The 22,300-nt window shown below is 51.1% G+C and carries 19 protein-coding genes; 13 read left to right on the forward strand and 6 right to left on the reverse strand.

Annotated elements, in window-relative coordinates; all coding sequences use genetic code 11:
• Window positions 1-7: 7 nt before the first annotated feature.
• Complete coding sequence (torC, locus tag E6P06_RS19125) at window positions 8-1,141, reverse strand: pentaheme c-type cytochrome TorC (RefSeq protein ID WP_071685224.1); 1,134 nt, start codon at window positions 1,139-1,141, stop codon at window positions 8-10.
• 164 nt (window positions 1,142-1,305) lie between these two features.
• Here torC and E6P06_RS19130 point away from each other — a divergent pair, with 164 nt between their 5' ends.
• Complete coding sequence (locus E6P06_RS19130; RefSeq protein ID WP_003845160.1) at window positions 1,306-2,778, forward strand: PLP-dependent aminotransferase family protein; 1,473 nt, start codon at window positions 1,306-1,308, stop codon at window positions 2,776-2,778.
• Window positions 2,779-2,823: 45 nt separating this feature from the next.
• On the opposite strand, the gene uxuA is transcribed toward E6P06_RS19130, so the two are convergent.
• Complete coding sequence (gene uxuA, locus E6P06_RS19135) at window positions 2,824-4,014, reverse strand: mannonate dehydratase (protein WP_071685223.1); 1,191 nt, start codon at window positions 4,012-4,014, stop codon at window positions 2,824-2,826.
• A 202-nt stretch (window positions 4,015-4,216) separates the two neighbouring features.
• Here uxuA and E6P06_RS19140 point away from each other — a divergent pair, with 202 nt between their 5' ends.
• The 9 genes from E6P06_RS19140 to yejF all read left to right on the forward strand — a co-directional run bounded on the left by E6P06_RS19140 (window position 4,217) and on the right by yejF (window position 15,877).
• On the forward strand, window positions 4,217-5,683 hold the full coding sequence (locus tag E6P06_RS19140; RefSeq protein WP_139935581.1) for a mannitol dehydrogenase family protein: 1,467 nt from the start codon (window positions 4,217-4,219) through the stop codon (window positions 5,681-5,683).
• Window positions 5,684-5,802: 119 nt separating this feature from the next.
• Window positions 5,803-6,789: a GTP-binding protein gene (locus tag E6P06_RS19145; RefSeq protein WP_016150669.1), complete on the forward strand. Its 987-nt coding sequence runs from the start codon at window positions 5,803-5,805 to the stop codon at window positions 6,787-6,789.
• Window positions 6,790-6,823: 34 nt separating this feature from the next.
• Complete coding sequence (locus tag E6P06_RS19150; protein ID WP_139935582.1) at window positions 6,824-7,537, forward strand: phosphatase PAP2 family protein; 714 nt, start codon at window positions 6,824-6,826, stop codon at window positions 7,535-7,537.
• Window positions 7,538-7,950: 413 nt separating this feature from the next.
• Complete coding sequence (mepS, locus tag E6P06_RS19155) at window positions 7,951-8,520, forward strand: bifunctional murein DD-endopeptidase/murein LD-carboxypeptidase (RefSeq protein WP_003027474.1); 570 nt, start codon at window positions 7,951-7,953, stop codon at window positions 8,518-8,520.
• A gap of 172 nt (window positions 8,521-8,692) precedes the next feature.
• On the forward strand, window positions 8,693-10,252 hold the full coding sequence (locus E6P06_RS19160) for a cyclic di-GMP phosphodiesterase (protein ID WP_139935583.1): 1,560 nt from the start codon (window positions 8,693-8,695) through the stop codon (window positions 10,250-10,252).
• A gap of 99 nt (window positions 10,253-10,351) precedes the next feature.
• The gene (locus E6P06_RS19165) at window positions 10,352-12,166 is read left to right on the forward strand and encodes an extracellular solute-binding protein (RefSeq protein WP_139935584.1); all 1,815 of its coding nucleotides are present in this window, start codon (window positions 10,352-10,354) and stop codon (window positions 12,164-12,166) included.
• On the forward strand, window positions 12,167-13,261 hold the full coding sequence (locus tag E6P06_RS19170) for a microcin C ABC transporter permease YejB (protein ID WP_003834575.1): 1,095 nt from the start codon (window positions 12,167-12,169) through the stop codon (window positions 13,259-13,261).
• The gene (locus E6P06_RS19175) at window positions 13,261-14,286 is read left to right on the forward strand and encodes an ABC transporter permease (protein ID WP_071687867.1); all 1,026 of its coding nucleotides are present in this window, start codon (window positions 13,261-13,263) and stop codon (window positions 14,284-14,286) included. The genes E6P06_RS19170 and E6P06_RS19175 overlap by 1 nt, the downstream gene beginning before the upstream one ends.
• A gap of 1 nt (window position 14,287) precedes the next feature.
• On the forward strand, window positions 14,288-15,877 hold the full coding sequence (gene yejF / locus E6P06_RS19180; protein WP_115490068.1) for a microcin C ABC transporter ATP-binding protein YejF: 1,590 nt from the start codon (window positions 14,288-14,290) through the stop codon (window positions 15,875-15,877).
• Between the two features lie 3 nt (window positions 15,878-15,880).
• On the opposite strand, the gene E6P06_RS19185 is transcribed toward yejF, so the two are convergent.
• The 3 genes from E6P06_RS19185 to rsuA form a co-directional block, all read right to left on the reverse strand.
• The gene (locus tag E6P06_RS19185; RefSeq protein WP_085951589.1) at window positions 15,881-16,225 is read right to left on the reverse strand and encodes a YejG family protein; all 345 of its coding nucleotides are present in this window, start codon (window positions 16,223-16,225) and stop codon (window positions 15,881-15,883) included.
• Between the two features lie 333 nt (window positions 16,226-16,558).
• Entirely contained in the window at window positions 16,559-17,749 is a 1,191-nt protein-coding gene (locus tag E6P06_RS19195; protein WP_003027494.1) for a Bcr/CflA family multidrug efflux MFS transporter, read from the reverse strand.
• A 15-nt stretch (window positions 17,750-17,764) separates the two neighbouring features.
• Window positions 17,765-18,472 (reverse strand): 16S rRNA pseudouridine(516) synthase RsuA, encoded by a 708-nt coding sequence (gene rsuA / locus E6P06_RS19200; RefSeq protein WP_003027496.1) that lies wholly within the window; start codon window positions 18,470-18,472, stop codon window positions 17,765-17,767.
• A 150-nt stretch (window positions 18,473-18,622) separates the two neighbouring features.
• Here rsuA and E6P06_RS19205 point away from each other — a divergent pair, with 150 nt between their 5' ends.
• Both E6P06_RS19205 and rplY read left to right on the forward strand, forming a co-directional pair.
• Window positions 18,623-20,383 (forward strand): DEAD/DEAH box helicase, encoded by a 1,761-nt coding sequence (locus E6P06_RS19205; protein WP_139935585.1) that lies wholly within the window; start codon window positions 18,623-18,625, stop codon window positions 20,381-20,383.
• 124 nt (window positions 20,384-20,507) lie between these two features.
• Entirely contained in the window at window positions 20,508-20,792 is a 285-nt protein-coding gene (gene rplY / locus E6P06_RS19210) for a 50S ribosomal protein L25 (RefSeq protein WP_003027502.1), read from the forward strand.
• 120 nt (window positions 20,793-20,912) lie between these two features.
• Here rplY and yejK read toward each other — a convergent pair whose 3' ends face one another.
• On the reverse strand, window positions 20,913-21,920 hold the full coding sequence (gene yejK / locus E6P06_RS19215) for a nucleoid-associated protein YejK (protein WP_003027504.1): 1,008 nt from the start codon (window positions 21,918-21,920) through the stop codon (window positions 20,913-20,915).
• Window positions 21,921-22,054: 134 nt separating this feature from the next.
• Between yejK and E6P06_RS19220 the strand changes: the two genes are divergently transcribed.
• The gene (locus tag E6P06_RS19220; RefSeq protein ID WP_003027506.1) at window positions 22,055-22,282 is read left to right on the forward strand and encodes a YejL family protein; all 228 of its coding nucleotides are present in this window, start codon (window positions 22,055-22,057) and stop codon (window positions 22,280-22,282) included.
• The last annotated feature ends 18 nt before the right edge of the window (window positions 22,283-22,300 follow it).

A 22,300-nucleotide genomic window follows, 5' to 3' on the forward strand; every position in this document is an offset into this window, starting at 1 on the left:
ATTATCCTTACTTTTTGTTGGTGTCAGACACATCGCTGGCGTGGGTCTGGAGGTATTTCAACAACGTACGTTCCTCCACCGGATTAAGCCGGTAATAGGTCGACATGGCTTTCAATCCAGCGATCCAGCCATTAGCGGTATATCGGGTCGTAGGAGGAGTGCTATGACAGGCGCTACAGGTGGATTGCAGCATTTGATCTGAGTACTCCCAGATTGGCGCAAGTGTGCTGATAAAGTCCTGATCGGTGGTCCAGGCGGTGACGCTCACCTGCTGCCATTCCTGATGTGAATCAGGATCGACCTGGGTTTGTAGCACTTTTACGTTCGCCATCAGGGGCTCATCGAGCACGGCGGAGAAAACGCGTTTCCCCATATACTGGGTGATCACCCGTCCACGCCCTTTGCTTTCACGCCAGCCCGTAATTTCGAGCTGGACGTTACTGCCTTCTTTTTTCAGCACCTTGGCCTCGGTGGCGGGAAATAACAGCGCCTTCCCTGCCGGACTTTCTGCCGTTGCCGCCAATGATTTTTCGCTTAATGAGAACAGTGTGGACGCATCCGTTGGCGTATATCCCTGACGCTGTAGCTGCTTAAAGCGATCGCGAAAACCGCTGCTCATATCGGGTTTGTGATGGGCTATTCCTTTGTGGCAATCGATACAGTTACTGTCTTTTGCTGCCGCCGCGCTCATTTGCGCCGCCGCATTTGCCGATTGCTTGCCATGTTCCATTGCCTCATAGCTATGGCAGGATTTACACGCCGCTGAATTATTCGCGCTCATGCGCGCCCACTCCCGTTGGGCGAGCTCCGAGCGTTTGGCAGCAAACTTTTCCGGAGTGTCGATAGAAGGAGAAATAAAGGTGTGATAGAGATCGTTTAAGGCTTCAGTTTTACGAATAAGCGTTGGAACAACGCCCGGTGGAATATGACAATCCTTACACTCAGCCCGCACGCCAGACGCGTTGCGAAAATGCACGCTGGTTTTATATTCCTCTCCAGCCGTGCGCATCGAGTGACACGATAAACAAAATTCGGTGGTACTGGTGTAATGAACGCCTTGCCACGTTCCCCAAATAGCCAAGGCCATTACTAACGCCCCGACGAATGCGCACCACAATGCGTTCTTTCTTATCCACGACATGCTTGCCTCCATTTTTTAATAGCGACACGCTAAGGGATAATAAAAATCAAAAATAGAGACAGCGAAAGCAGATTATAGGAACAGCATCCACTCTATGAGGTGAGTCAAATAGTAAAGATCAGAAATTCGTAATATAGTGACCATCTGTAAATAAGGAATTTCTTATGCTAACACTGACGCTCAATAGAGAAAGCCGTACTCCGCTGCAACTGCAGATATTTCAATTTTATTTCCAGGCAATTCAGCAGGGTGATTTGCTTTGTGGAGACAAACTCCCCTCTATTCGTGAGCAGGCTCAGGTATTGCACGTTGCTAAAATAACGGTAGTGATGGCCTATGATAAGCTGATGGCGGCTGGGTTAATCAAGAGCCGACACGGCATTGGCTATGAAGTGATATTCACCACGCCTGTACGTATAACCCCAACTCATGTGCCCGTAACCCAAGGCTCCCCACCGGTAAAACCTAAAGCTGCCGGGGTCTCTACCGATGTTTACGCCGAGCCTGGACGAGAGTGCTACTGCCGGATGGGCGTCCCCGACCCCAACGCTTTTCCCTGGTCAAGCTGGCGGAAATGGAATAATGCTCCAAGCATACTTAAAGAACAATTATTTACCCGATATCATTCACCAAATGGATTATTTTCACTACGTGAGCAACTGGTCAGATACCTTAATTTATCCCGCGGAATTAATACCCGAGCAGAGAACATCATCATTACCAACGGGATTCAGGAAGGATTATCACTGCTCAGCCAAATATTTATTATTCATCATGCTGTCAGTCAGCAAAAAAAGTGCCATATTGTGACCGAATCCCCTTGTTATTCTGGCGCATGGCATCTTTTTAATTATTACGGTGCAGACATTACGTCAATTGCCGTAGATAACCACGGGCTGCAAACAGATAATTTACCCGAGTATGAAACCCAGCTTTGTTATGTTACTCCAGCTCATCAGTATCCGATGGGAAGTGTGCTTTCGCTGGAGCGCCGTCAGTCATTATTAACGTGGGCGCAACGCGTCGGCGCTTACATCATTGAAGACGATTACGATGCCGTTTTTACCTATGGGGACAATCCCCTTCCCGCGCTGAAAGCCATGGATTATCACAACCGGGTTATCTATATGGGGACATTTTCTAAAACGCTGGGGCCAGGCGCACGGCTTGGCTATCTTATTTGCCCTGATGAACTGCTTCCGGCGGTACAGAATATGAAAGCGCTCAATAACAACGGCAGTCAGTGGTTGTTGCAGCAATTTTTAGCCGAACTGATGCAAAATCAGGTTTTTTATACGCATATCAGCAAGCTGGCCTGCAGCTATGCGACGCGTCTCACTCTGTTACGCGATGGCCTGTCCACTCTGTTTCCCGAAGGGAAAATCGCTGGCGCAACGGCAGGTCTGCACCTCTCGTTACGCATTGCCAGACATACCGAATTCATCGCCAGGTTGCAACAAAGCTGCCTGTTGGCTGGGATCCGTTTCGACACTCTGTCGGATATAGAAAATGGATCAGAAGCCGCATGGCGCAAAGAAAACAGCGATGCTGTTATGTTTTTTGGATTTGGTGGATTGCAGATACAGCAGATCAATAAAGTGCTGACAGTGCTGGAGCAGGCGCTCGCGCAGCCTTGATGAATAACAGGGATTGCACCTGTAGCGCAATCCCTGTTGTTAGACTTACAGCAGGTCGCGGAACTGCGTTTGTTTCAGCGCCAGCTCAACGCCGCGGACTTCTGCCAGTCCTTTCAGGCGACCAATCGCCGAGTAGCCCGGATTGGTTTTCTTGTGTAGATCGTCAAGCATCTGGTGTCCATGATCCGGACGCATCGGGATAGGACGCAGATCGCCCGCCTTTTTACGCCGCTGCTCTTCGCTCAAAATGGCAGCCACCACCGATACCATATCCACATCACCCTGCAGGTGCGCACCTTCGTGGAACGTTTTCGGGTTATCTTCACGGCAGGTCGAGCGCAGGTGCGTGAAGTGGATACGATCGCCAAAGGTTTCGATCATTTTCACCAGATCGTTATCAGCGCGCACGCCGTAAGAACCGGTACACATGGTGAAACCATTATTAATACTGTCGACGGTTTCTTTCAGCCACTGCATATCTTCGATAGTCGAAACGATACGCGGCAGACCGAGGATCGGGCGCGGCGGATCGTCAGGATGCACGGCCAGACGCACGCCGACTTCTTCTGCCACTGGCACAATCGCCCGCAGGAATACCGCCATATTTTCGCGCAGATCGTCTTTACTGATGCCGTCATATTCAGCAAGGCGCGCACGAAACTGATCCAGCGTATAGCCCTCTTCTGCACCAGGCAGGCCAGCAATGATATTGCGTGTCAGCTTTTCAATTTCTGCATCGCTCATGGCATCGAAGTAGTCCAGCGCCTGGCGTTGTTCTTCGTCGGTATAATCCGCTTCAGCTCCCGGGCGTTGCAGAATGTGCAGCTCGAAAGCTGCAAAGGCAATCTGGTCAAAACGCAGCGCTTTGGAACCATCCGGCAGCTGATATTCGAGGTCGGTACGCGTCCAGTCGAGGATCGGCATGAAGTTATAGCACACGGTATCGATGCCGCAGGTCGCAAGATTACGGATACTCTGCTGATAGTTGGCAATCCACGTTTGATATTGACCTGAACGCGTTTTGATATCTTCGTGGACAGGGATACTTTCCACCACCGACCAGGTCAGCCCTTTTTCAGCCAGAATGGCCTGACGCTGTTGAATTTCTTCTACCGGCCACACTTCACCGTTAGGAATATGGTGCAAGGCGGTTACAACACCCGTTGCGCCAGCCTGACGCACATCATCAAGCGATACCGGATCGTTAGGTCCGTACCAACGCCAGGTTTGTTCCATTGTTTTACCCCACAAGTTGTTATACCAAATTAAATCACCTTAATGGCGACTACCATACAGGCATCCGTTAGATGATCAACACATTGCCGATGATTGGTTGATCAAGCTCACATTCCCCGGATAAATGAGGCACACCAATTCAATTTGCTGTCATATAACTTTATACTGCCATTGTTAATTAATGGTTAATCAGGTGTATTTAATGAAAACTATTGCCTCAGCGCCACTGGCGGAAAATGTCATGATGCCGCAGTACGACCGCCAGCAATTAAAAACGCGGATTGTACATTTTGGTTTCGGTGCTTTTCACCGCGCCCATCAGGCGTTACTCACCGACAGGGTGCTGAATGCGCAGGGTGGAGACTGGGGTATTTGTGAGATCAGTCTGTTCAGCGGCGATCGACTGATGAGCCAACTGCGCGAACAGGATCATTTATTTACCGTGCTGGAGAAAGGGGCCAACGGCAACCAACCGATTGTTATCGGCTCCGTCAACGAATGTCTCAACGCCAGGCTGGATTCACTGGCGGCTATTATTGAAAAATTCTGCGAGCCTCAGGTGGCTATTGTCTCGTTAACCATTACGGAAAAAGGCTACTGCATCGATCCGGCTACAGGCTCGTTAGACCTCAGTAATCCACGTATTGCTCACGATCTGCAAACACCGACTGAACCGCACTCTGTCCCAGGAATTATTGTTCAAGCGCTACACCGCCGGCGTGAACGCGGGCTACAGCCGTTTACCGTCCTCTCTTGCGATAATATCCCGGACAATGGTCATGTGGTAAAAAACGCCGTACTGGGAATGGCGGAAAAACGTTCACCAGAACTGGCAACCTGGATTCAGGAGCATGTCAGCTTCCCGGGTACCATGGTGGATCGCATTGTTCCTGCCGCTACCGAAGAGTCACTGGCTGAAATCGCACGCGAGCTGGGCGTTGCCGATCCTTGCGCAATCAGCTGCGAACCGTTTATCCAGTGGGTGATTGAAGATAATTTTGTGTGTGGCCGCCCAGAATGGGAAACGGCGGGCGTCCAGATGGTCGAAAACGTCTTGCCGTGGGAACAAATGAAACTGAGGATGCTGAACGGCAGTCATTCGTTTCTCGCTTATCTCGGTTATCTGGCCGGGTTCCAGCACATCAGCGACTGTATGCAGGACAGCGCATTTCGTGAAGCCACCCACCGTCTGATGCTCAACGAACAGGCGCCTACGCTGCAAATTACCGACGTTGATTTAGACCAGTATGCCCTAAGCCTGTTGGAGCGTTTTGCCAACCCAGCGTTGAAACATAAAACCTGGCAAATTGCGATGGACGGTAGCCAGAAATTACCCCAGCGCATGTTGGAAGGGATCCGCGTACATTTAGCCCGCCAAAGCGAATGGCCGCTGCTGGCGCTCGGTGTCGCAGGCTGGATGCGTTATGTGAGCGGCGTGGATGACTCAGGCGCCGCAATTGATATTCGTGACCCACTAAGTGAGAAAATTGCCGCTCTGGTTAAACAGAGCACAGAGTCAGAACGTGTCAGCGCCCTGCTTTCGCTGCGCGAGATTTTCGCCACCGATCTCGTCCAGAATCCGCAGTTTGTCGCGGCCATTCAGCAGGCCTGGCAACGCATTGCCCAATACGGTGCGCATCAGGCTGTCATTGATACGTTAAAAAGTTAACGATTTCTGCCATTAAACAGGACGAAGCGCGTCTTCGTCCTCTCACCCCTTCTCTTTTTCACCGTTTTTCGCCAGGATTGTTAAATGCCATTACGGTAATTTATGAATCTGGAGTAAATGTGACTAAAACCAATCTCATCACCGGTTTTCTCGGCAGTGGCAAAACCACCTCTATTCTTCATTTATTGGCAAACAAAGATCCTGCTGAGAAGTGGGCCGTGCTGGTTAATGAGTTTGGCGAAGTTGGCATTGATGGCGCGCTACTGGCTAACAGCGGTGCGCTGTTAAAAGAGATCCCCGGCGGCTGTATGTGCTGCGTTAACGGTCTGCCGATGCAGGTTGGTCTCAATACGCTGCTGCGTCAGGGAAAACCTGACCGTCTGCTCATTGAACCCACTGGCCTCGGCCACCCTAAACAGATTCTGGATTTACTCACCGCACCGGTTTACGAACCGTGGATCGATCTGCGTGCGACCCTCTGTATTCTTGACCCGCGGCTGTTACTGGATGAAAAAAGCGTCGCCAATGACAATTTCCGCGACCAGCTGGCCGCCGCAGATATCATTGTTGCCAACAAAACCGACCGTGCCACGACGGAAAGCGAAGACGCCCTGCAAAGCTGGTGGCAACACTATGGAGGTAATCGCCAGTTAGTTCATGCCGACCATGGACAAATTGACGGACAGCTACTGGATTTGCCCCGACTAAACCTGGCAGAGCTTCCTGCAAGCGCGGAGCACGCCCATAGTCATGCCGACAAAAAGGGGCTAGCAGCGTTGAGTCTACCCGCACAGCAGCGCTGGCGTCGTAGCCTGAACAGCGGACAGGGCCATCAGGCCTGCGGTTGGATTTTTGACGCCGATACTGTGTTCGATACTATCGGTCTGCTGGAATGGTCGCGTCTTGCTCCTGTTGGACGAGTGAAGGGGGTAATGCGTATTAAAGAAGGACTGGTACGCATTAACCGCCAGGGAGACGACTGGCATATAGAGACGCAAAACGTCGCGCCACCAGATAGTCGTATTGAACTCATCGCCGATACCGAGACCGACTGGAATGCGCTACAGAGCGCATTGTTGAGACTTCGTTTAGGCGCTAGCGCGTAAGGTTGCCTTCGTTTTTTAGCAATGGTAAACGACGATGAAAACCCGATACCCTCTAATCCTCCTGCTTAATATTGTGGGCCTGGCACTGTTTCTGTCCTGGTATATTCCAGCCGGGCATGGGTTCTGGTCTTCACTGGATACGGGCGTTTTCCGCTTCTTTAATCATAAACTGGTGGAAAGTCCGCTGTTCTTATGGGTTGTTGCTATAACCAATAACCGGGCATTTGATGGCTGCTCATTGCTGGCAATGGGCGCATTGATGCTGCACTTTTGGCTCAAAGAGACATCGGAAGGTCGCCGACGCATTGTGGCTATCGGTTTGGTTATGCTGCTTACCGCAGTGATATTAAATCAGCTGGGCCAGGCGCTTATTCCCGTTAAACGTGCCAGCCCAACCCTGATGCTGGATAATATTTATCGCGTCAGCGAACTGCTGCATATTCCGACCAAAGATGCGTCGAAAGACAGTTTTCCTGGCGATCACGGCATGATGTTGCTTATTTTTTCCGCATTCATGCTGCGTTATTTCGGAAAAGTCGCAGGAATAATCGGCCTTATTATCGCTGTGGTTTTTGCCTTCCCACGCGTAATGATTGGCGCCCACTGGCTCACCGATATCGTGGTTGGTTCCATGACGGTGGTCTTGATTGGCCTTCCCTGGTGGCTAATGACGCCATTAAGCGACCGATTAGTCACTCTGTTCGTGAATTATCTACCCGGCAAAAAAAAACAATTTTTAAACAAATAACGCAGAGTAATTAACATCATCAGGGATACTTCTGATTCCCTGATGATGCCTGGCAATATTTCATCATTCTGATTGTCATTCTCCTGTCATCTTATTCATGTTTAAAATGAGTAAGTTGCGTGTTTTTTACCCTGATTGTTCTTAATTTAAACAATGCCGTTTATTCACTTTCTGTATCAATTTTTCTTATAAGAAATCACGTAAAATCACTCGCATTGACCGGAACGATAGGGTAATCTCGAACACGTTTTGCCTCGCGGGATAATTATTCCCTTTCAGAATAAATTTGTGCGTTCTGCCACAGATTTGACCTTAAGGAATTGTCTCATCGTGCGATGGTAATTAGTCTCGTCACGTTTGGCATTTTTTATAACGATATTTATCGTTAAGGACTTCAAGGGAAAACAAACAAAATGGTCAAATCTCAACCGATTTTGAGATATATCTTGCGGGGCATACCCGCGATAGCAGTTGCGGTTCTGCTTTCTGCATGTAGCACAACGAACACCGCCAGGAATATGCATTCTGAGACGCATGCTGTGGGCAATGGAGATAACTCTTCACTGCAAGCCTCTCAGGATGAATTTGAAAATATGGTACGTAATATCGATGTTAAATCACGTATTATGGACCAATATGCTGACTGGAAAGGCGTGCGTTACCGCCTTGGCGGCAGCACCAAAAAAGGCATTGATTGTTCAAGCTTCGTACAGCGTACGTTTCGTGAGCAATTTGGTTTAGAGCTTCCTCGCTCAACCTATGAACAACAGGAAACGGGTAAATCCGTTTCGCGCACTAATCTGCGTACAGGCGATCTGGTTCTGTTCCGTGCTGGCTCTACTGGCCGACACGTCGGTATTTATATCGGCAACAACCAGTTCGTACATGCCTCGACCAGCAGTGGCGTTATCATTTCCAGCATGAACGAGCCTTACTGGAAAAAACGTTACAACGAAGCTCGCCGGGTTCTAAGCCGCAGTTAATTTCGTTTGGCAGCTATCCCTTGGCTATCCTGATGAGACATATAAAAAAGCACTGCTGCGGCGGTGTTTTTTTTTGCTTTGCCCTTGTGACTAAGAAAAATCTCACAACATGAGTCATTTCAGGTTATATTCATACAGGATAAGTGGTTACTTCAGGTAAACATAAGGAACTATGTTAAGGCGCTCCTCTTCTTCCGATCGGAAACTCCTGCTCACCTGCGTTATAACGGGGATAGTCGTCGCGTTACTCGTCAGCTCACTGCAGTTTTTTATGTCATGGCATCAACGAAACGCAAAGTACGACACGCTAACGTCTAACATACAAAACTATATTGAAAGTTTCTTCGCTGACCTTGAAACCACCACCAACACACTGCAACCTCTGGTAAAAGACACCTGCTCGCAAGCTTCAGCTCAACTCACTTCCAGCGCCGCGTTTAGCCTGAATGTGCGGGCCTTTTTGCTGGTAAAAGACGGTATCGCTTTCTGCTCTTCAGCAACCGGTTCAATGAATACGCCTCTTCAGCAATTGGTTCCCGTTCTGGACATGACGAAAGATATCGATATGGATCTCCAACCCGGTACGCCAATGATGCCGAATAAACCGGCAATACTCATTTGGTATCGCAATCATTCATTACAGAACAGCGGCGTTTTTGCCACCCTGAATGTTAACCTGGCACCCTATCTTCTCTATAACGCCCGGCAAGATGATTTCAACGGTGTGGCACTCATCGTCGGGAAGACGGCTATCACCACGTTTTCCAAACAATTAATCCCCGTGTCTGAACTCCCTGCTCTCCCATCATATAATGCAGCCTTGTCTACATTCCCGTTGGAGGTGCGTTTTTACGCGGATCGGTGGACGTATAAAGATGTTGGATACGCCATCATGCTCGGATGCATGGCCGGGATCATGACCGCCCTCCTTCTCTGGTACTACATCTACAGCATCCGTTTACGCCCAGGCAAAGATATCCTCAACGCCATCAAACATAACCAGTTTTATGTGGTGTACCAGCCAGTCGTAGAGATGCAAACGCTGGAGGTGAAAGGCGTTGAGGTACTATTACGCTGGCATCACCCAACAACGGGTGAGATCCCACCGGATGCCTTTATTCATTACGCTGAATCACAGAAAATGATTGTGCCGCTAACCCAGCACCTCTTCAAGCTGATAGCCCAGGACGCGCCGACGCTGCAAAAAGTGTTACCCGCTGGCGCAAAATTGGGGATCAATATCGCGCCAACGCACTTACACGGCGAGACGTTTAAGGACGACATTCGGCACCTGCACGCTTCGCTTCCCGCAAACTATTTTCAGATAGTACTGGAAATCACTGAACGAGATATGCTCAATCAGCACGAGGCGACAAAGCTATTTGAATGGCTGCATTCAGCAGGTTTTGAGATTGCCATTGATGATTTTGGCACCGGTCATAGCGCACTTATTTATCTGGAACGGTTTACCGTTGACTACCTGAAAATCGATCGCGGCTTTATTAACGCCATTGGGACGGAAACCCTGACCTCTCCGGTTCTGGACGCCGTGTTGACACTCTCTAAACGTCTTAATATGCTGACGGTTGCTGAAGGGGTAGAAACACCTGAGCAAGCCCGTTGGCTGCGCGAACGTGGAGTACATTTTTTCCAGGGATACTGGATTAGCCGCCCATTAAAGCTTGCTGATTTCGTGCGTTGGATGGCGCAGCCCAATAAGCCGACGTGGTGATCGCAGTATGCGATTCATATATTCTCACTCGCCGCTACATCTCTTATCTTTCAGGCATGATGCCCGTCGGGTTGTGGCAGGAAAAGGAAATCGCTTTTAATGATCCCTCGCGTATTGCTTCTGTTTATCGCCCTCATCGGGTTTAGCGCCCAGGCGCAATCCATCAAAGAAAGCTATGCTTTTGCCGTGCTGGGTGAACCGAAGTACGCGTTTAACTTTAATCACTTCGATTATGTTAATCCCGCAGCCCCTAAAGGTGGTCAAATCACCCTCTCCGCCATTGGCACATTTGACAACTTTAACCGCTATGCAATGCGAGGTAATCCCGGCGCACGTACCGAAACGCTTTACGATACGCTGTTTACAACCTCTGACGATGAGCCTGGTAGCTATTACCCGCTCATTGCCGACAGCTCACGCTATGCTGACGACTATTCCTGGGTAGAAATTGCCATTAATCCACGAGCGCGTTTTCACGATGGATCACCCATTACCGCCCGCGACGTCGCATTCACTTTCCACAAATTTATGACTGAAGGCGTGCCGCAGTTTCGTCTGGTCTACAAGGGAACAACGGTAAAAGCCATCGCGCCATTAACCGTACGCATTGAATTAGCCAAACCGGGTAAAGAGGACATGCTCAGCCTGTTTTCATTACCCGTGATGCCAGAGAAGTACTGGAAAAATCATAAGCTCAGCGATCCCTTATCCTCGCCACCGCTCGCCAGCGGCCCTTATCGCATTACCAAATGGAAGATGGGCCAGTATATTGTCTATTCGCGCGTCAAAGATTATTGGGCCGCTAATCTACCCGTCAATCGTGGACGCTGGAACTTCGATACCATCCGCTACGACTATTATCTGGATGATAACGTCGCTTTTGAAGCGTTTAAGGCCGGTGCGTTTGATCTGCGTCTTGAAAATGATGCCAAAAACTGGGCGACGCGTTATACCGGGAAAAATTTTGCGAATCATTACATCATCAAAGATGAACAAAAAAATGAATCCGCCCAGGATACGCGCTGGCTGGCCTTTAATATTCAGCGTCCGGTGTTCAGTGACCGACGGGTGCGGGAAGCCATCACGCTGGCCTTTGATTTTGAATGGATGAATAAAGCCCTGTTCTATAACGCCTGGAGCCGGACCAACAGCTATTTTCAGAATACCGAATATGCTGCGACAAAATACCCCGATGCAGATGAACTGGTGATACTCGCGCCCTTGAAAAAAGATCTCCCTCCTGAGGTCTTCAGCCAAATCTATCAGCCGCCAAAATCAAAAGGCGATGGATACGATCGTGAGAACTTGCTGAAAGCCGATACCTTACTGGAACAAGCCGGATGGGTACTCAAGGGACAGCAGCGCGTAAACAGCGTCAGCGGTAAACCTCTGAGCTTTGAACTATTGCTCCCGGCGGGCAGCAACAGTCAGTGGGTGTTGCCGTTCCAGCACAACCTGCAACGCTTAGGCATTACCATGAACATTCGCCAGGTTGATAACTCACAAATCACCAACCGCTTACGCAGTCGCGACTATGACATGATGCCAAGGTTGTATCGCGCAATGCCGTGGCCGAGTTCAGACCTGCAAATTCTGTGGGCTTCTCAATATATTGACTCCAGCTATAACGCCCCCGGTGTGCAAAGCCCGGTTATCGATAAGCTGATCGGTCAAATCATTGCCGCGCAAGGTGATAAAGCCAAGCTGATCCCACTCGGCCGGGCACTGGACAGAGTTTTAACCTGGAATTACTACATGTTGCCGATGTGGTTTATGGCCGAGGATCGTATCGCCTGGTGGGACAAATTTTCGCATCCGGCTATTCGCCCAATTTATACCATTGGCCTCGACAACTGGTGGTATGACGTCAACAAAGCGGCGAAACTGCCCGCAGCCAGACGGCAGGGAGAATAGATGGGCGCTTATCTGATTCGACGTCTGCTGCTGGTGATCCCAACGCTTTGGGCCATCATCACCATCAACTTTTTTATCGTGCAAATTGCCCCCGGCGGTCCGGTTGAACAGGCCGTCGCCGCCATTGAGTTCGGGCAAAGCGGGGCATTACCTGGCGCGGGTAGCGAAGGCGTTCGCGCCAGCCATGCGCAAACCGGCGTTGGTAACATCAGCGACAGTAATTATCGCGGCGGCCGGGGTCTGGACCCGGAAGTCATCGCGGAAATCACTCGGCGCTACGGGTTCGATAAGCCCATTCATGAGCGTTATTTCAAAATGCTTTGGGACTATATTCGTTTCGATTTCGGCGACAGCCTGTTTCGTAGCGCCTCTGTGCTGACGCTTATCAAAGACAGCCTGCCGGTTTCCGTTACGCTGGGCCTATGGAGTACGCTCATCATCTATCTGGTGTCGATACCCCTTGGGATCCGCAAAGCGGTTCACAACGGCAGCCGGTTTGATGTCTGGAGTAGCGCATTTATTATTATTGGCTATGCCATTCCGGCCTTTCTGTTTGCCATTTTGCTGATCGTCTTTTTTGCCGGGGGCAGCTACTACGACCTGTTCCCGCTGCGCGGGCTGGTTTCCGCCAATTTTGACTCCCTGCCCTGGTATCAGAAAGTGACCGACTACCTTTGGCATATTACCCTGCCGGTGCTGGCGACGGTAGTTGGTGGGTTTGCCGCGCTGACTATGCTGACCAAGAACTCATTTCTGGATGAGGTGCGCAAACAGTATGTCGTCACCGCACGCGCTAAAGGGGTCAGCGAGAAAAATATTCTGTGGAAACATGTGTTTCGCAATGCCATGTTGCTGGTGATCGCCGGCTTCCCGGCGACGTTTATCAGCATGTTTTTTACCGGTTCGCTGCTGATTGAGGTGATGTTCTCGCTTAACGGTCTGGGACTACTGGGGTATGAATCCACCGTATCGCGCGACTATCCGGTAATGTTTGGCACACTCTATATCTTCACCCTGATCGGTCTGCTGCTGAATATCCTCAGCGACATCAGCTATACGCTGGTCGATCCCCGTATTGATTTTGAGGGACGCTAATGTCGCGATTAAGCCCCGTCAATCAGGCCCGCTGGGCGCGCTTTCGCCACAACCGTCGCGGCTACTGGTCGCTGTGGATTTTTCTGGTGCTGTTCGGTCTTAGTCTGTGTTCAGAACTGATTGCCAATGATAAGCCGTTACTGGTGCGCTACGACAATAGCTGGTATTTCCCCCTGTTCAAAAACTACAGTGAAAGCGACTTCGGCGGACCGCTGGCGACCCGGGCTGATTATAAGGATCCGTGGCTACAGCAGCGCCTGGAAAACCAGGGCTGGATCCTGTGGGCACCAATACGCTTTGGGGCCACCAGCATTAACTTTGCCACCGATAAGCCCTTCCCTTCCCCGCCTTCTGCACAAAACTGGCTGGGAACAGACGCCAACGGCGGTGATGTACTGGCACGGATCCTCTACGGCACACGTATTTCGGTCTTATTTGGCTTAATGCTCACCCTGTGTTCGAGCGTGATGGGCATTATGGCTGGCGCAATACAGGGCTATTATGGCGGCAAGGTGGACCTGTGGGGGCAACGATTCATTGAAGTTTGGTCCGGTATGCCAACGCTGTTTCTCATCATTCTACTGTCGAGCGTTGTCCAGCCTAACTTCTGGTGGCTGCTGGGTATTACGGTGTTGTTTGGCTGGATGAGCCTGGTTGGCGTGGTGCGCGCGGAGTTTTTACGTACCCGAAACTTTGATTATATTCGTGCCGCTCAGGCGCTAGGCGTGAGCGATAGCAGTATTATTCTGCGCCATATGCTACCCAATGCGATGGTTGCCGCTCTGACCTTTTTACCGTTTATTTTGTGCGCCTCGATAACCACTCTAACCTCGCTGGATTTTCTTGGGTTTGGCTTACCGCTTGGCTCGCCATCGCTCGGAGAACTTCTGTTACAGGGTAAAAACAACCTGCAGGCGCCGTGGCTTGGCATCACCGCGTTCATCTCCGTTGCCCTGCTCTTATCGCTTCTGATCTTTATTGGTGAAGCGGTACGCGACGCGTTCGATCCCAACAAGGCGATTTAAGATGACACAACCTCTGTTAGCTATTGACAATTTATCGGTAGGTTTTCGTCAACAAGAGACCGTGCGCACCGTGGTCAACAATCTGTCACTGCGCGTTGATGCCGGACAAACGCTGGCGCTGGTGGGGGAGTCCGGCTCAGGTAAAAGCGTGACCGCGCTATCTATTTTACGGTTATTGCCCTCCCCTCCGGTCGTCTACCTTTCCGGCGACATCCGTTTTCATGGTGAATCATTACTTCACGCCGATGAGCAAACGCTTCGCGGCGTGCGGGGGAATAAAATCGCCATGATTTTCCAGGAACCAATGGTGTCACTGAACCCGCTCCACAATCTGGAAAAACAGCTTTATGAAGTGCTGTCGCTGCATAGGGGAATGCGTCGGGAGGCCGCGCGAGCAGAAATCCTGACCTGTCTGGATCGCGTCGGCATTCGTCAGGCGGCCAAACGTCTCGCAGACTACCCGCACCAACTGTCCGGCGGGGAACGCCAGCGCGTGATGATTGCCATGGCATTGCTGACACGACCGGAGCTGCTGATTGCCGATGAACCGACTACCGCGCTGGACGTTTCCGTTCAGGCACAGATCCTGCAACTGCTGAGGGAACTACAGCGCGAGCTGAACATGGGATTACTGTTCATCACCCACAACCTCAGCATCATGAAAAAGCTGGCCGATACCGTGGCGGTCATGCAAAACGGTCAGTGCGTTGAGCAAAATAAAGCAGCACAGTTGCTCACTGCGCCCACGCATCCCTACACGCAGAAGTTGCTAAACAGTGAACCTTCCGGCGACCCGGTGCCTTTACCGGCCGGACAAGCCCCGCTGCTGGAAGTGGAAAAACTGCACGTCGCCTTCCCCATCCGCAAAGGTATCCTGAAGCGTGTGGTAGACCACAACGTCGTGGTTAACAATATCAGTTTCTCTCTGCGGCCCGGTGAAACGCTGGGGTTGGTAGGTGAGTCTGGGTCGGGGAAAAGCACTACCGGACTGGCGCTCCTGAGGTTAATCTCCTCACAGGGCAGTATTGTATTCGATGGTCAGGCACTGCATACCTTAAATCGTCGCCAGCTGTTGCCGGTCCGTCACCGTATTCAGGTGGTATTTCAGGATCCCAACTCCTCGCTTAACCCACGCCTGAGCGTGCTACAGATTATCGAGGAGGGGTTACGCGTTCATCAGCCAACCCTGTCAGCCGAACAACGCGAAGCGCAGGTGAAAGCGGTGATGACGGAAGTGGGACTGGATAGCGAAACGCGGCATCGTTACCCGGCTGAGTTTTCCGGCGGTCAGCGCCAACGTATTGCCATCGCCAGAGCATTGATTCTCAAACCTTCCTTGATTATCCTGGATGAGCCAACATCATCGCTTGACAGAACCGTACAGGCGCAAATCCTGACGTTGTTAAAGTCCTTACAGGAAAAGCATCGGCTGGCTTATATTTTTATCAGCCATGATTTGCACGTAGTACGCGCGTTATGCCATCAGGTTATTGTGCTACGTCAGGGAGAGGTCGTGGAGCAAGGGCAATGCGAGCACGTATTTAACGCGCCACAGCAAGCCTATACGCGTCAGCTGCTTGCGCTAAGCTGACGCTCAAAACGGATTGTTATTTGAAAACGGCTCTGCGATGGCCACGCCGAAGTTTTTCAGTCTGCAGGTCGCGGCAAATTCATCCTGGCGATTCACAAACAGGCACGGCTCCCCTTCACATTCCAGTACCGAACAAGGTACCTCAATGTCGCTGAGGGCCTGGCTGAGCTTATGCATGACTGACCATGCGCTGTCACCATCAGGGCTGAGCAATTTGAGCGCCACCAGGCTGTTCTCATTGCTCTGACCGTTTTGCGGAATCGGTTCAACCTTTGAACCTGCGAAACCCACCGACCAACGATAGCTCTGCGGCAGACGATGAACGATTGAGAGTTGTAATGTCATCACTTTCTTTCCCTGGAAGCACAATCACTTCACAATTATTTTACATCAATATTAACACATCATTGACAATACGTCTTCAGACAGTTGGTAAACGTTTACACCCTGTCTTTATGCCGCTTTCCGAACCAGGTAATTAAAATTATTCAATGGTTCTGGCATATTTCCGGGCTATATGTACTCGTTTCTGCGATCTAACTCAACCTTTTTAACTACAATGATGTGACTTTTTACATAAATTGATTTTACATAAAATAAACATAACCAGGGGAAATGATAGATTTGCGGTTGATGTATATCAACTCTGGAGGCCTTAAGGCCCCCAGGATGTGTAATAGATCACCGTTTTTGGGCGCGACTGGCGTAAAGACAGAAGAGAATTGAACAGGTAGCGCAAAATGCGATCGACCATATCATTGGCCAGGCCGAGTTAAAGGTCGCCAGAGACAACAGCGCCCCAACGATGGCGCCAATGCCGAAGCGGAATGTCCCTGCCAGCGATGACGCCGTTCCTGCCATATGTGGAAATTCATCCAGAATAACCGCCATGGCGTTAGATGACACCATCGACACACAGCCAACAAACGCCGCAACGCCCACAACCAGGGCCCAGAACCCCAACCCAAACAGTGTGCTAAAGACCATCCAGCCAGCCATCACGAACTGGATCCACAGACCGGTACGGAACATATTCAATGCCCCAACCCGACGCACAAAGCGGCTGTTGATGATAGTCATCACGAACAGGAATACGATGTTCAGTGCGAAGTAATAACCGAAATGTTGCGGTGAAACGTGGTTGATCTCAATGTAGACAAAGGGTCCGGCGCTCAGAAACGAGAACATCCCGGCAAAACTGAATCCGCTGGCCAGCATATAGCTCAGCACACGTTTATGACGAAACAGCGAGGCAAAGTTGCCAATAGTAGTACGCAGGCGAAACGGCTGGCGACGCTCTACCGGCAGAGTCTCTTTGATCAGTGTAAGGATCATCACCGACGCCAGAATAGCTGCCATGGCGAGGATCCAAAAGATATAGTGCCAGCTCAGCCATACCAGCACCCAGCCACCGATAATCGGTGCCATTAATGGCGCAATTGTCGTGACCAGCATGACGAATGACATCATGCGCGAAAACTCTTCTTTCGGATAGATATCACGCATCAGGGCGTTGATAACCACGCTCGCCGCCGCCGCAGCCAGGCCGTGGAAGAAACGCATCACGATCAGTTGATCGATGGTTTGCGCCAGTGCGCAGGCCACAGCCGCCGCCGCAAACACCAGCGTCCCGCCCAGGATCACTGGCTTGCGTCCAAGGCTGTCTGCCATTGGCCCATAGAACAGTTGCCCCACTGCGAACCCCAGAATATAGGTACTGAGGGTCATCTGCGCGCTACCTGCTGGCACACCAAACTGTTCAGAGATAACAGGCAGCGCCGGAAGATACATATCAATCGACAACGGCATCAACATGGCTAACAAGCCAAGGATAAAGACAATGGCAATTGACGAGTTCTGCCGGGTGGTCACATTTAGCTCCTGAAATTAACGCGGGGTTAAGTTAACGCTGGCGATTTCTTCTTCAGTCAAAGGACGGTATTCACCTGGCGCCAGATCCTCATCAAGCCTGATGTCACCAATCCGTTCACGGTGCAGTTCCACAACGTGGTTACCCACTGCGGCAAACATACGTTTAACCTGATGATAGCGCCCTTCGCTGATGGTCAAGCGCACCTGAGTTGGCGTAATCACTTCCAGCACGGCCGGTTTGGTCAGGTCTTTCTCATTGTGCAACTGTACGCCATGGGCAAACTGTTCGGCGGTATCATCTGCCACTGGCGACTCCAGCGTCACCAGATAGGTTTTCTCACAATGGTGACGAGGAGAGGTGATGCGATGCGACCACTGTCCGTCATCGGTCATCAGTACCAGTCCAGTGGTGTCGATATCCAGACGCCCTGCCGCATGCAGTTTGTAGGCAACCGGTTCATCAAGGAAATAGAGCACCGTCGGGTGATCGGGATCATCCGTTGAGCAAACATAACCCTGAGGCTTATTCAGCATAAAATAGCGCGGGCCATTTTGTTGAACCAGGGAATTACCGTCATATTCTACGTCGTGTTCTGGCAGCAGCTTAAAAGCGCTATTTCTGACGATTTCACCGTCGACGGTAACGCGGTTAGCACGGATCTCACGTCCGGCAATAGCGCGGCTGACGCCGAGTTGCTGAGCGATAAATTTATCAAGTCGCATGTGTGTGATTTTGCCTGTAAAAATACGAGAATCGGGTTTACGCCCGAAAAGTGGGACCGTTATCCGCCCAGTATAGCGGCGTTACACCATCCCTCAAGAGAAATGATTCATGGCATACTACTCCTTGTTATTGTTTATCATAGTGAGCCCATGATTTTTACTCTTCGCCCGTACCAAAAAGAAGCCGTGGACGCCACGCTCAACCATTTTCGCCACCACCGCACCCCGGCGGTTATCGTCCTGCCAACCGGCGCGGGCAAAAGTCTGGTGATTGCCGAGCTGGCCCGCGTGGCGCGTGGTCGCGTACTGGTACTGGCGCACGTCAAAGAACTGGTCGCACAAAACCATGCGAAATATTGTGCGCTGGGGCTGGAAGCCGATATTTTTGCCGCAGGCCTGAAGCGTAAAGAGAGCCACGGAAAAGTAGTATTTGGCAGCGTACAGTCGGTAGCGCGTAATCTGGACGCCTTTCAGGGAGAATTCTCCCTGCTTATCGTCGATGAATGCCATCGCATTGGCGATGATGAAGAGAGTCAGTATCAGCAAATCCTCACTCACCTGACCAAAGTAAATCCTCACTTACGCCTGCTCGGACTTACCGCCACACCTTTTCGTTTGGGCAAAGGCTGGATTTATCATTTTCATTATCACGGAATGGTGCGCGGCGATGAAAAAGCACTGTTTCGCGACTGCATTTATGAATTACCGCTGCGCTACATGATTAAACACGGCTACCTGACGCCGCCAGAACGCCTCGACATGCCGGTAGTGCAATATGACTTCAGCCGCCTGCAGGCGCAAAGTAACGGCCTGTTTAGCGAAGCGGACCTGAATCAGGAGCTGAAAAAGCAGCAGCGAATAACGCCGCATATCATCAGCCAGATTGTCGAGTTTGCCCAGACGCGTAAAGGGGTGATGATTTTCGCCGCCACAGTTGAACACGCCAAAGAAATTCTGGGTCTGCTGCCTGCTGACGACGCCGCACTTATCACCGGAGACACGCCTGGCGCCGAACGCGACGTGCTGATTGAAGAGTTCAAAGCACAACGTTTTCGCTATCTGGTGAATGTGTCGGTCCTGACCACTGGCTTCGATGCCCCGCACGTCGACCTTATCGCCATTCTGCGCCCGACCGAGTCAGTTAGCCTTTACCAACAAATTGTCGGTCGTGGGCTGCGCCTGGCGCCGGGTAAAACCGACTGTCTGATCCTCGATTACGCTGGCAATCCGCACGACCTGTACGCGCCAGAAGTCGGCGCACCGAAAGGGAAAAGCGACAACGTTCCGGTACAGGTGTTCTGCCCAGCCTGCGGGTTTGCCAATACCTTCTGGGGCAAAACAACGTCCGACGGCACGCTGATTGAGCACTTTGGCCGCCGCTGTCAGGGGTGGTTTGAAGATGATGACGGCCATCGCGAACAGTGCGATTTTCGTTTCCGTTTTAAAAACTGCCCGCAGTGCAACGCGGAAAATGACATCGCCGCCCGCCGTTGTAGGGAGTGCGACGCAGTACTGGTTGACCCGGATGACATGCTGAAAGCCGCGCTCAGGCTTAAAGATGCGCTGGTTCTGCGCTGCAGCGGGATGGCGCTACAAAATGGGCAGGATGAAAAAGGCGAATGGCTGAAAATTACCTATTACGATGAAGATGGCGCCGACGTCAGCGAACGCTTTCGCCTGCATACTCCCGCGCAGCGAACGGCCTTCGAGCAACTGTTTATTCGCCCGCACACCAGAACGCCCGGCATTCCCTTACGCTGGATAACCGCTGCCGATATCCTCGCCCAGCAGGCGCTGTTACGTCATCCTGATTTCGTGGTCGCGCGCATGAAAGGTCAGTACTGGCAGGTCCGTGAAAAGGTCTTCGATTATGAAGGACGCTTTCGTCGGGCACATGAATTACGCGGTTAATCGTACTTTTGATTGATGTACCAGCTGTTTGAGTATAGAATCTCGCCCGCTTTTGCATACGCAAAGCAGATCACTTACCTGTTGCTGGGTCGCCTGTAGCAGGAATTATTAAAGAGAGATTTAAATGTTTACTATCAACGCTGAAGTACGTAAAGAGCAGGGTAAGGGTGCGAGCCGCCGCCTGCGTGCCGCTAACAAGTTCCCGGCAATCATCTACGGTGGCGCAGAAGCCCCGATTGCTATCGAACTGGATCACGATGCAGTTATGAACATGCAAGCTAAAGCTGAATTCTACAGCGAAGTTCTGACCATCGTTGTTGACGGTAAAGAAGTTAAAGTTAAAGCTCAGGCTGTACAGCGTCACCCGTTCAAGCCGAAGCTGTCTCACATCGACTTCGTTCGCGCGTAATCGCAAACAAGTTGAAGAAAAACCCCGCCAAGGCGGGGTTTTTTTATGGGATTTTGTAATCGATATTGATGGTTCTCGTCGACCGGATAAGGCGTTTACGCTCTCACCCGGCAAACGGTTTTATTTCCCGCCCGACGTGCGACGCTGCAGCTGGTCGCGCAGGTTCGGCGGCGTACCTTTGATGGTCAAAGTATCTGTAGCCGGATCCCAGAAAATACGTTCACCCAGTAGCATGGCGTCGAAGTTGATGGTTAACCCACCGCCGCTTCCGGCAAATTTGGTTAACTGACGCAGCGTACTGCGATCTGCCGGGAAGCTCTCTTCCAGCTCGTAGCCTTTATCAGCGGTAAATTCGCTGAAGCTAACTTCACTGACGCCGGAAAGCTCTTTGGACAGCGACTCCAGCTCGATCTCTTCACCGGCTTGTAGCTGTTCGTTGCAGTAGCTGTACACCTGCTGACGCACGTTCTGGCGTTCAGCTTTATCGAGCTGCGCCTCGGCAGTAAAGTCATCGACCGCCTGCAGCAGGCCACGGTTTTGCGCTTTGGCATTCAAACCTTCGCTGGCACCGAGGAAATCCATAAAGAAATCGGCGACTTTGCGCCCTACCCGCCCTTTCAGGAACGTCAGATAGCGCGTGGACTCCGGATTGGTTTCCCACTCGGTTAAATCAATACGCGCCACGATATCCGCATGATTGATGTCCAGATAGTGCGTCGGATTGATATCCAGATTTTCATTGACGCGCATGCTGCTTAAATTGTTCAGCACGGCGACCAACAGATACTCTACCGCCAGATAGCGGTAATGGCAGAACAGGACAATGCCGCCGTCGGCAAAAGGATATTTCGCCAGCTCGTCCCGCAAGCGTCCGGTCGCGGCACGACTAAATGCCAGAAAATCCTCTTCGCCCTGACGCTGTAAACGCAGCGTTTGTGCCAGTTCACTCTCTTCGCTAAACAGGCCATAAGCTTTATTCTTGGCGCTATATACCCGATGCAGCTCAGCCATCATATCGACAACCGTCGCTGTCGGTTCCAGTAATGAATCGCGCAAGACCAGCTCAAGGTTCTGCTCGTCACGTTTGATAAGCTGGTGCAGGGCAATCTGGTTGATATCCAGACTCATGATAAACTCTCCTTTTAGACCGGGCGGTATTCAACCACCTGCCGGGCAGTGACGCAATAGAAGATAAAAAAGCAGAAAAAAAACTGTCTGTACGGTAATATGTTGCCCTTTCATGAACAGACTGATTTCGATTTATGCCACAAATTTCCCGCTATAGTGACGAACACGTTGAACAACTGCTGAATGAGATGCTCAACGTACTGGAAAAACATAAGGCGCCGACCGACCTTTCCCTGATGGTACTGGGAAATATGGTGACTAACCTTATCAATACAAGCATCGCACCGGCCCAGCGCCAGGCGATTGCCAACTCTTTTGCCCGCGCATTACAGTCTTCGGTAAACGACGACCAAGCGCATTAAGAGCCTGCTCCGGGGAAA

The sequence above is a fragment of the Citrobacter sp. CF971 genome, assembly GCF_006385635.1.
GTDB lineage: Bacteria > Pseudomonadota > Gammaproteobacteria > Enterobacterales > Enterobacteriaceae > Citrobacter > Citrobacter freundii.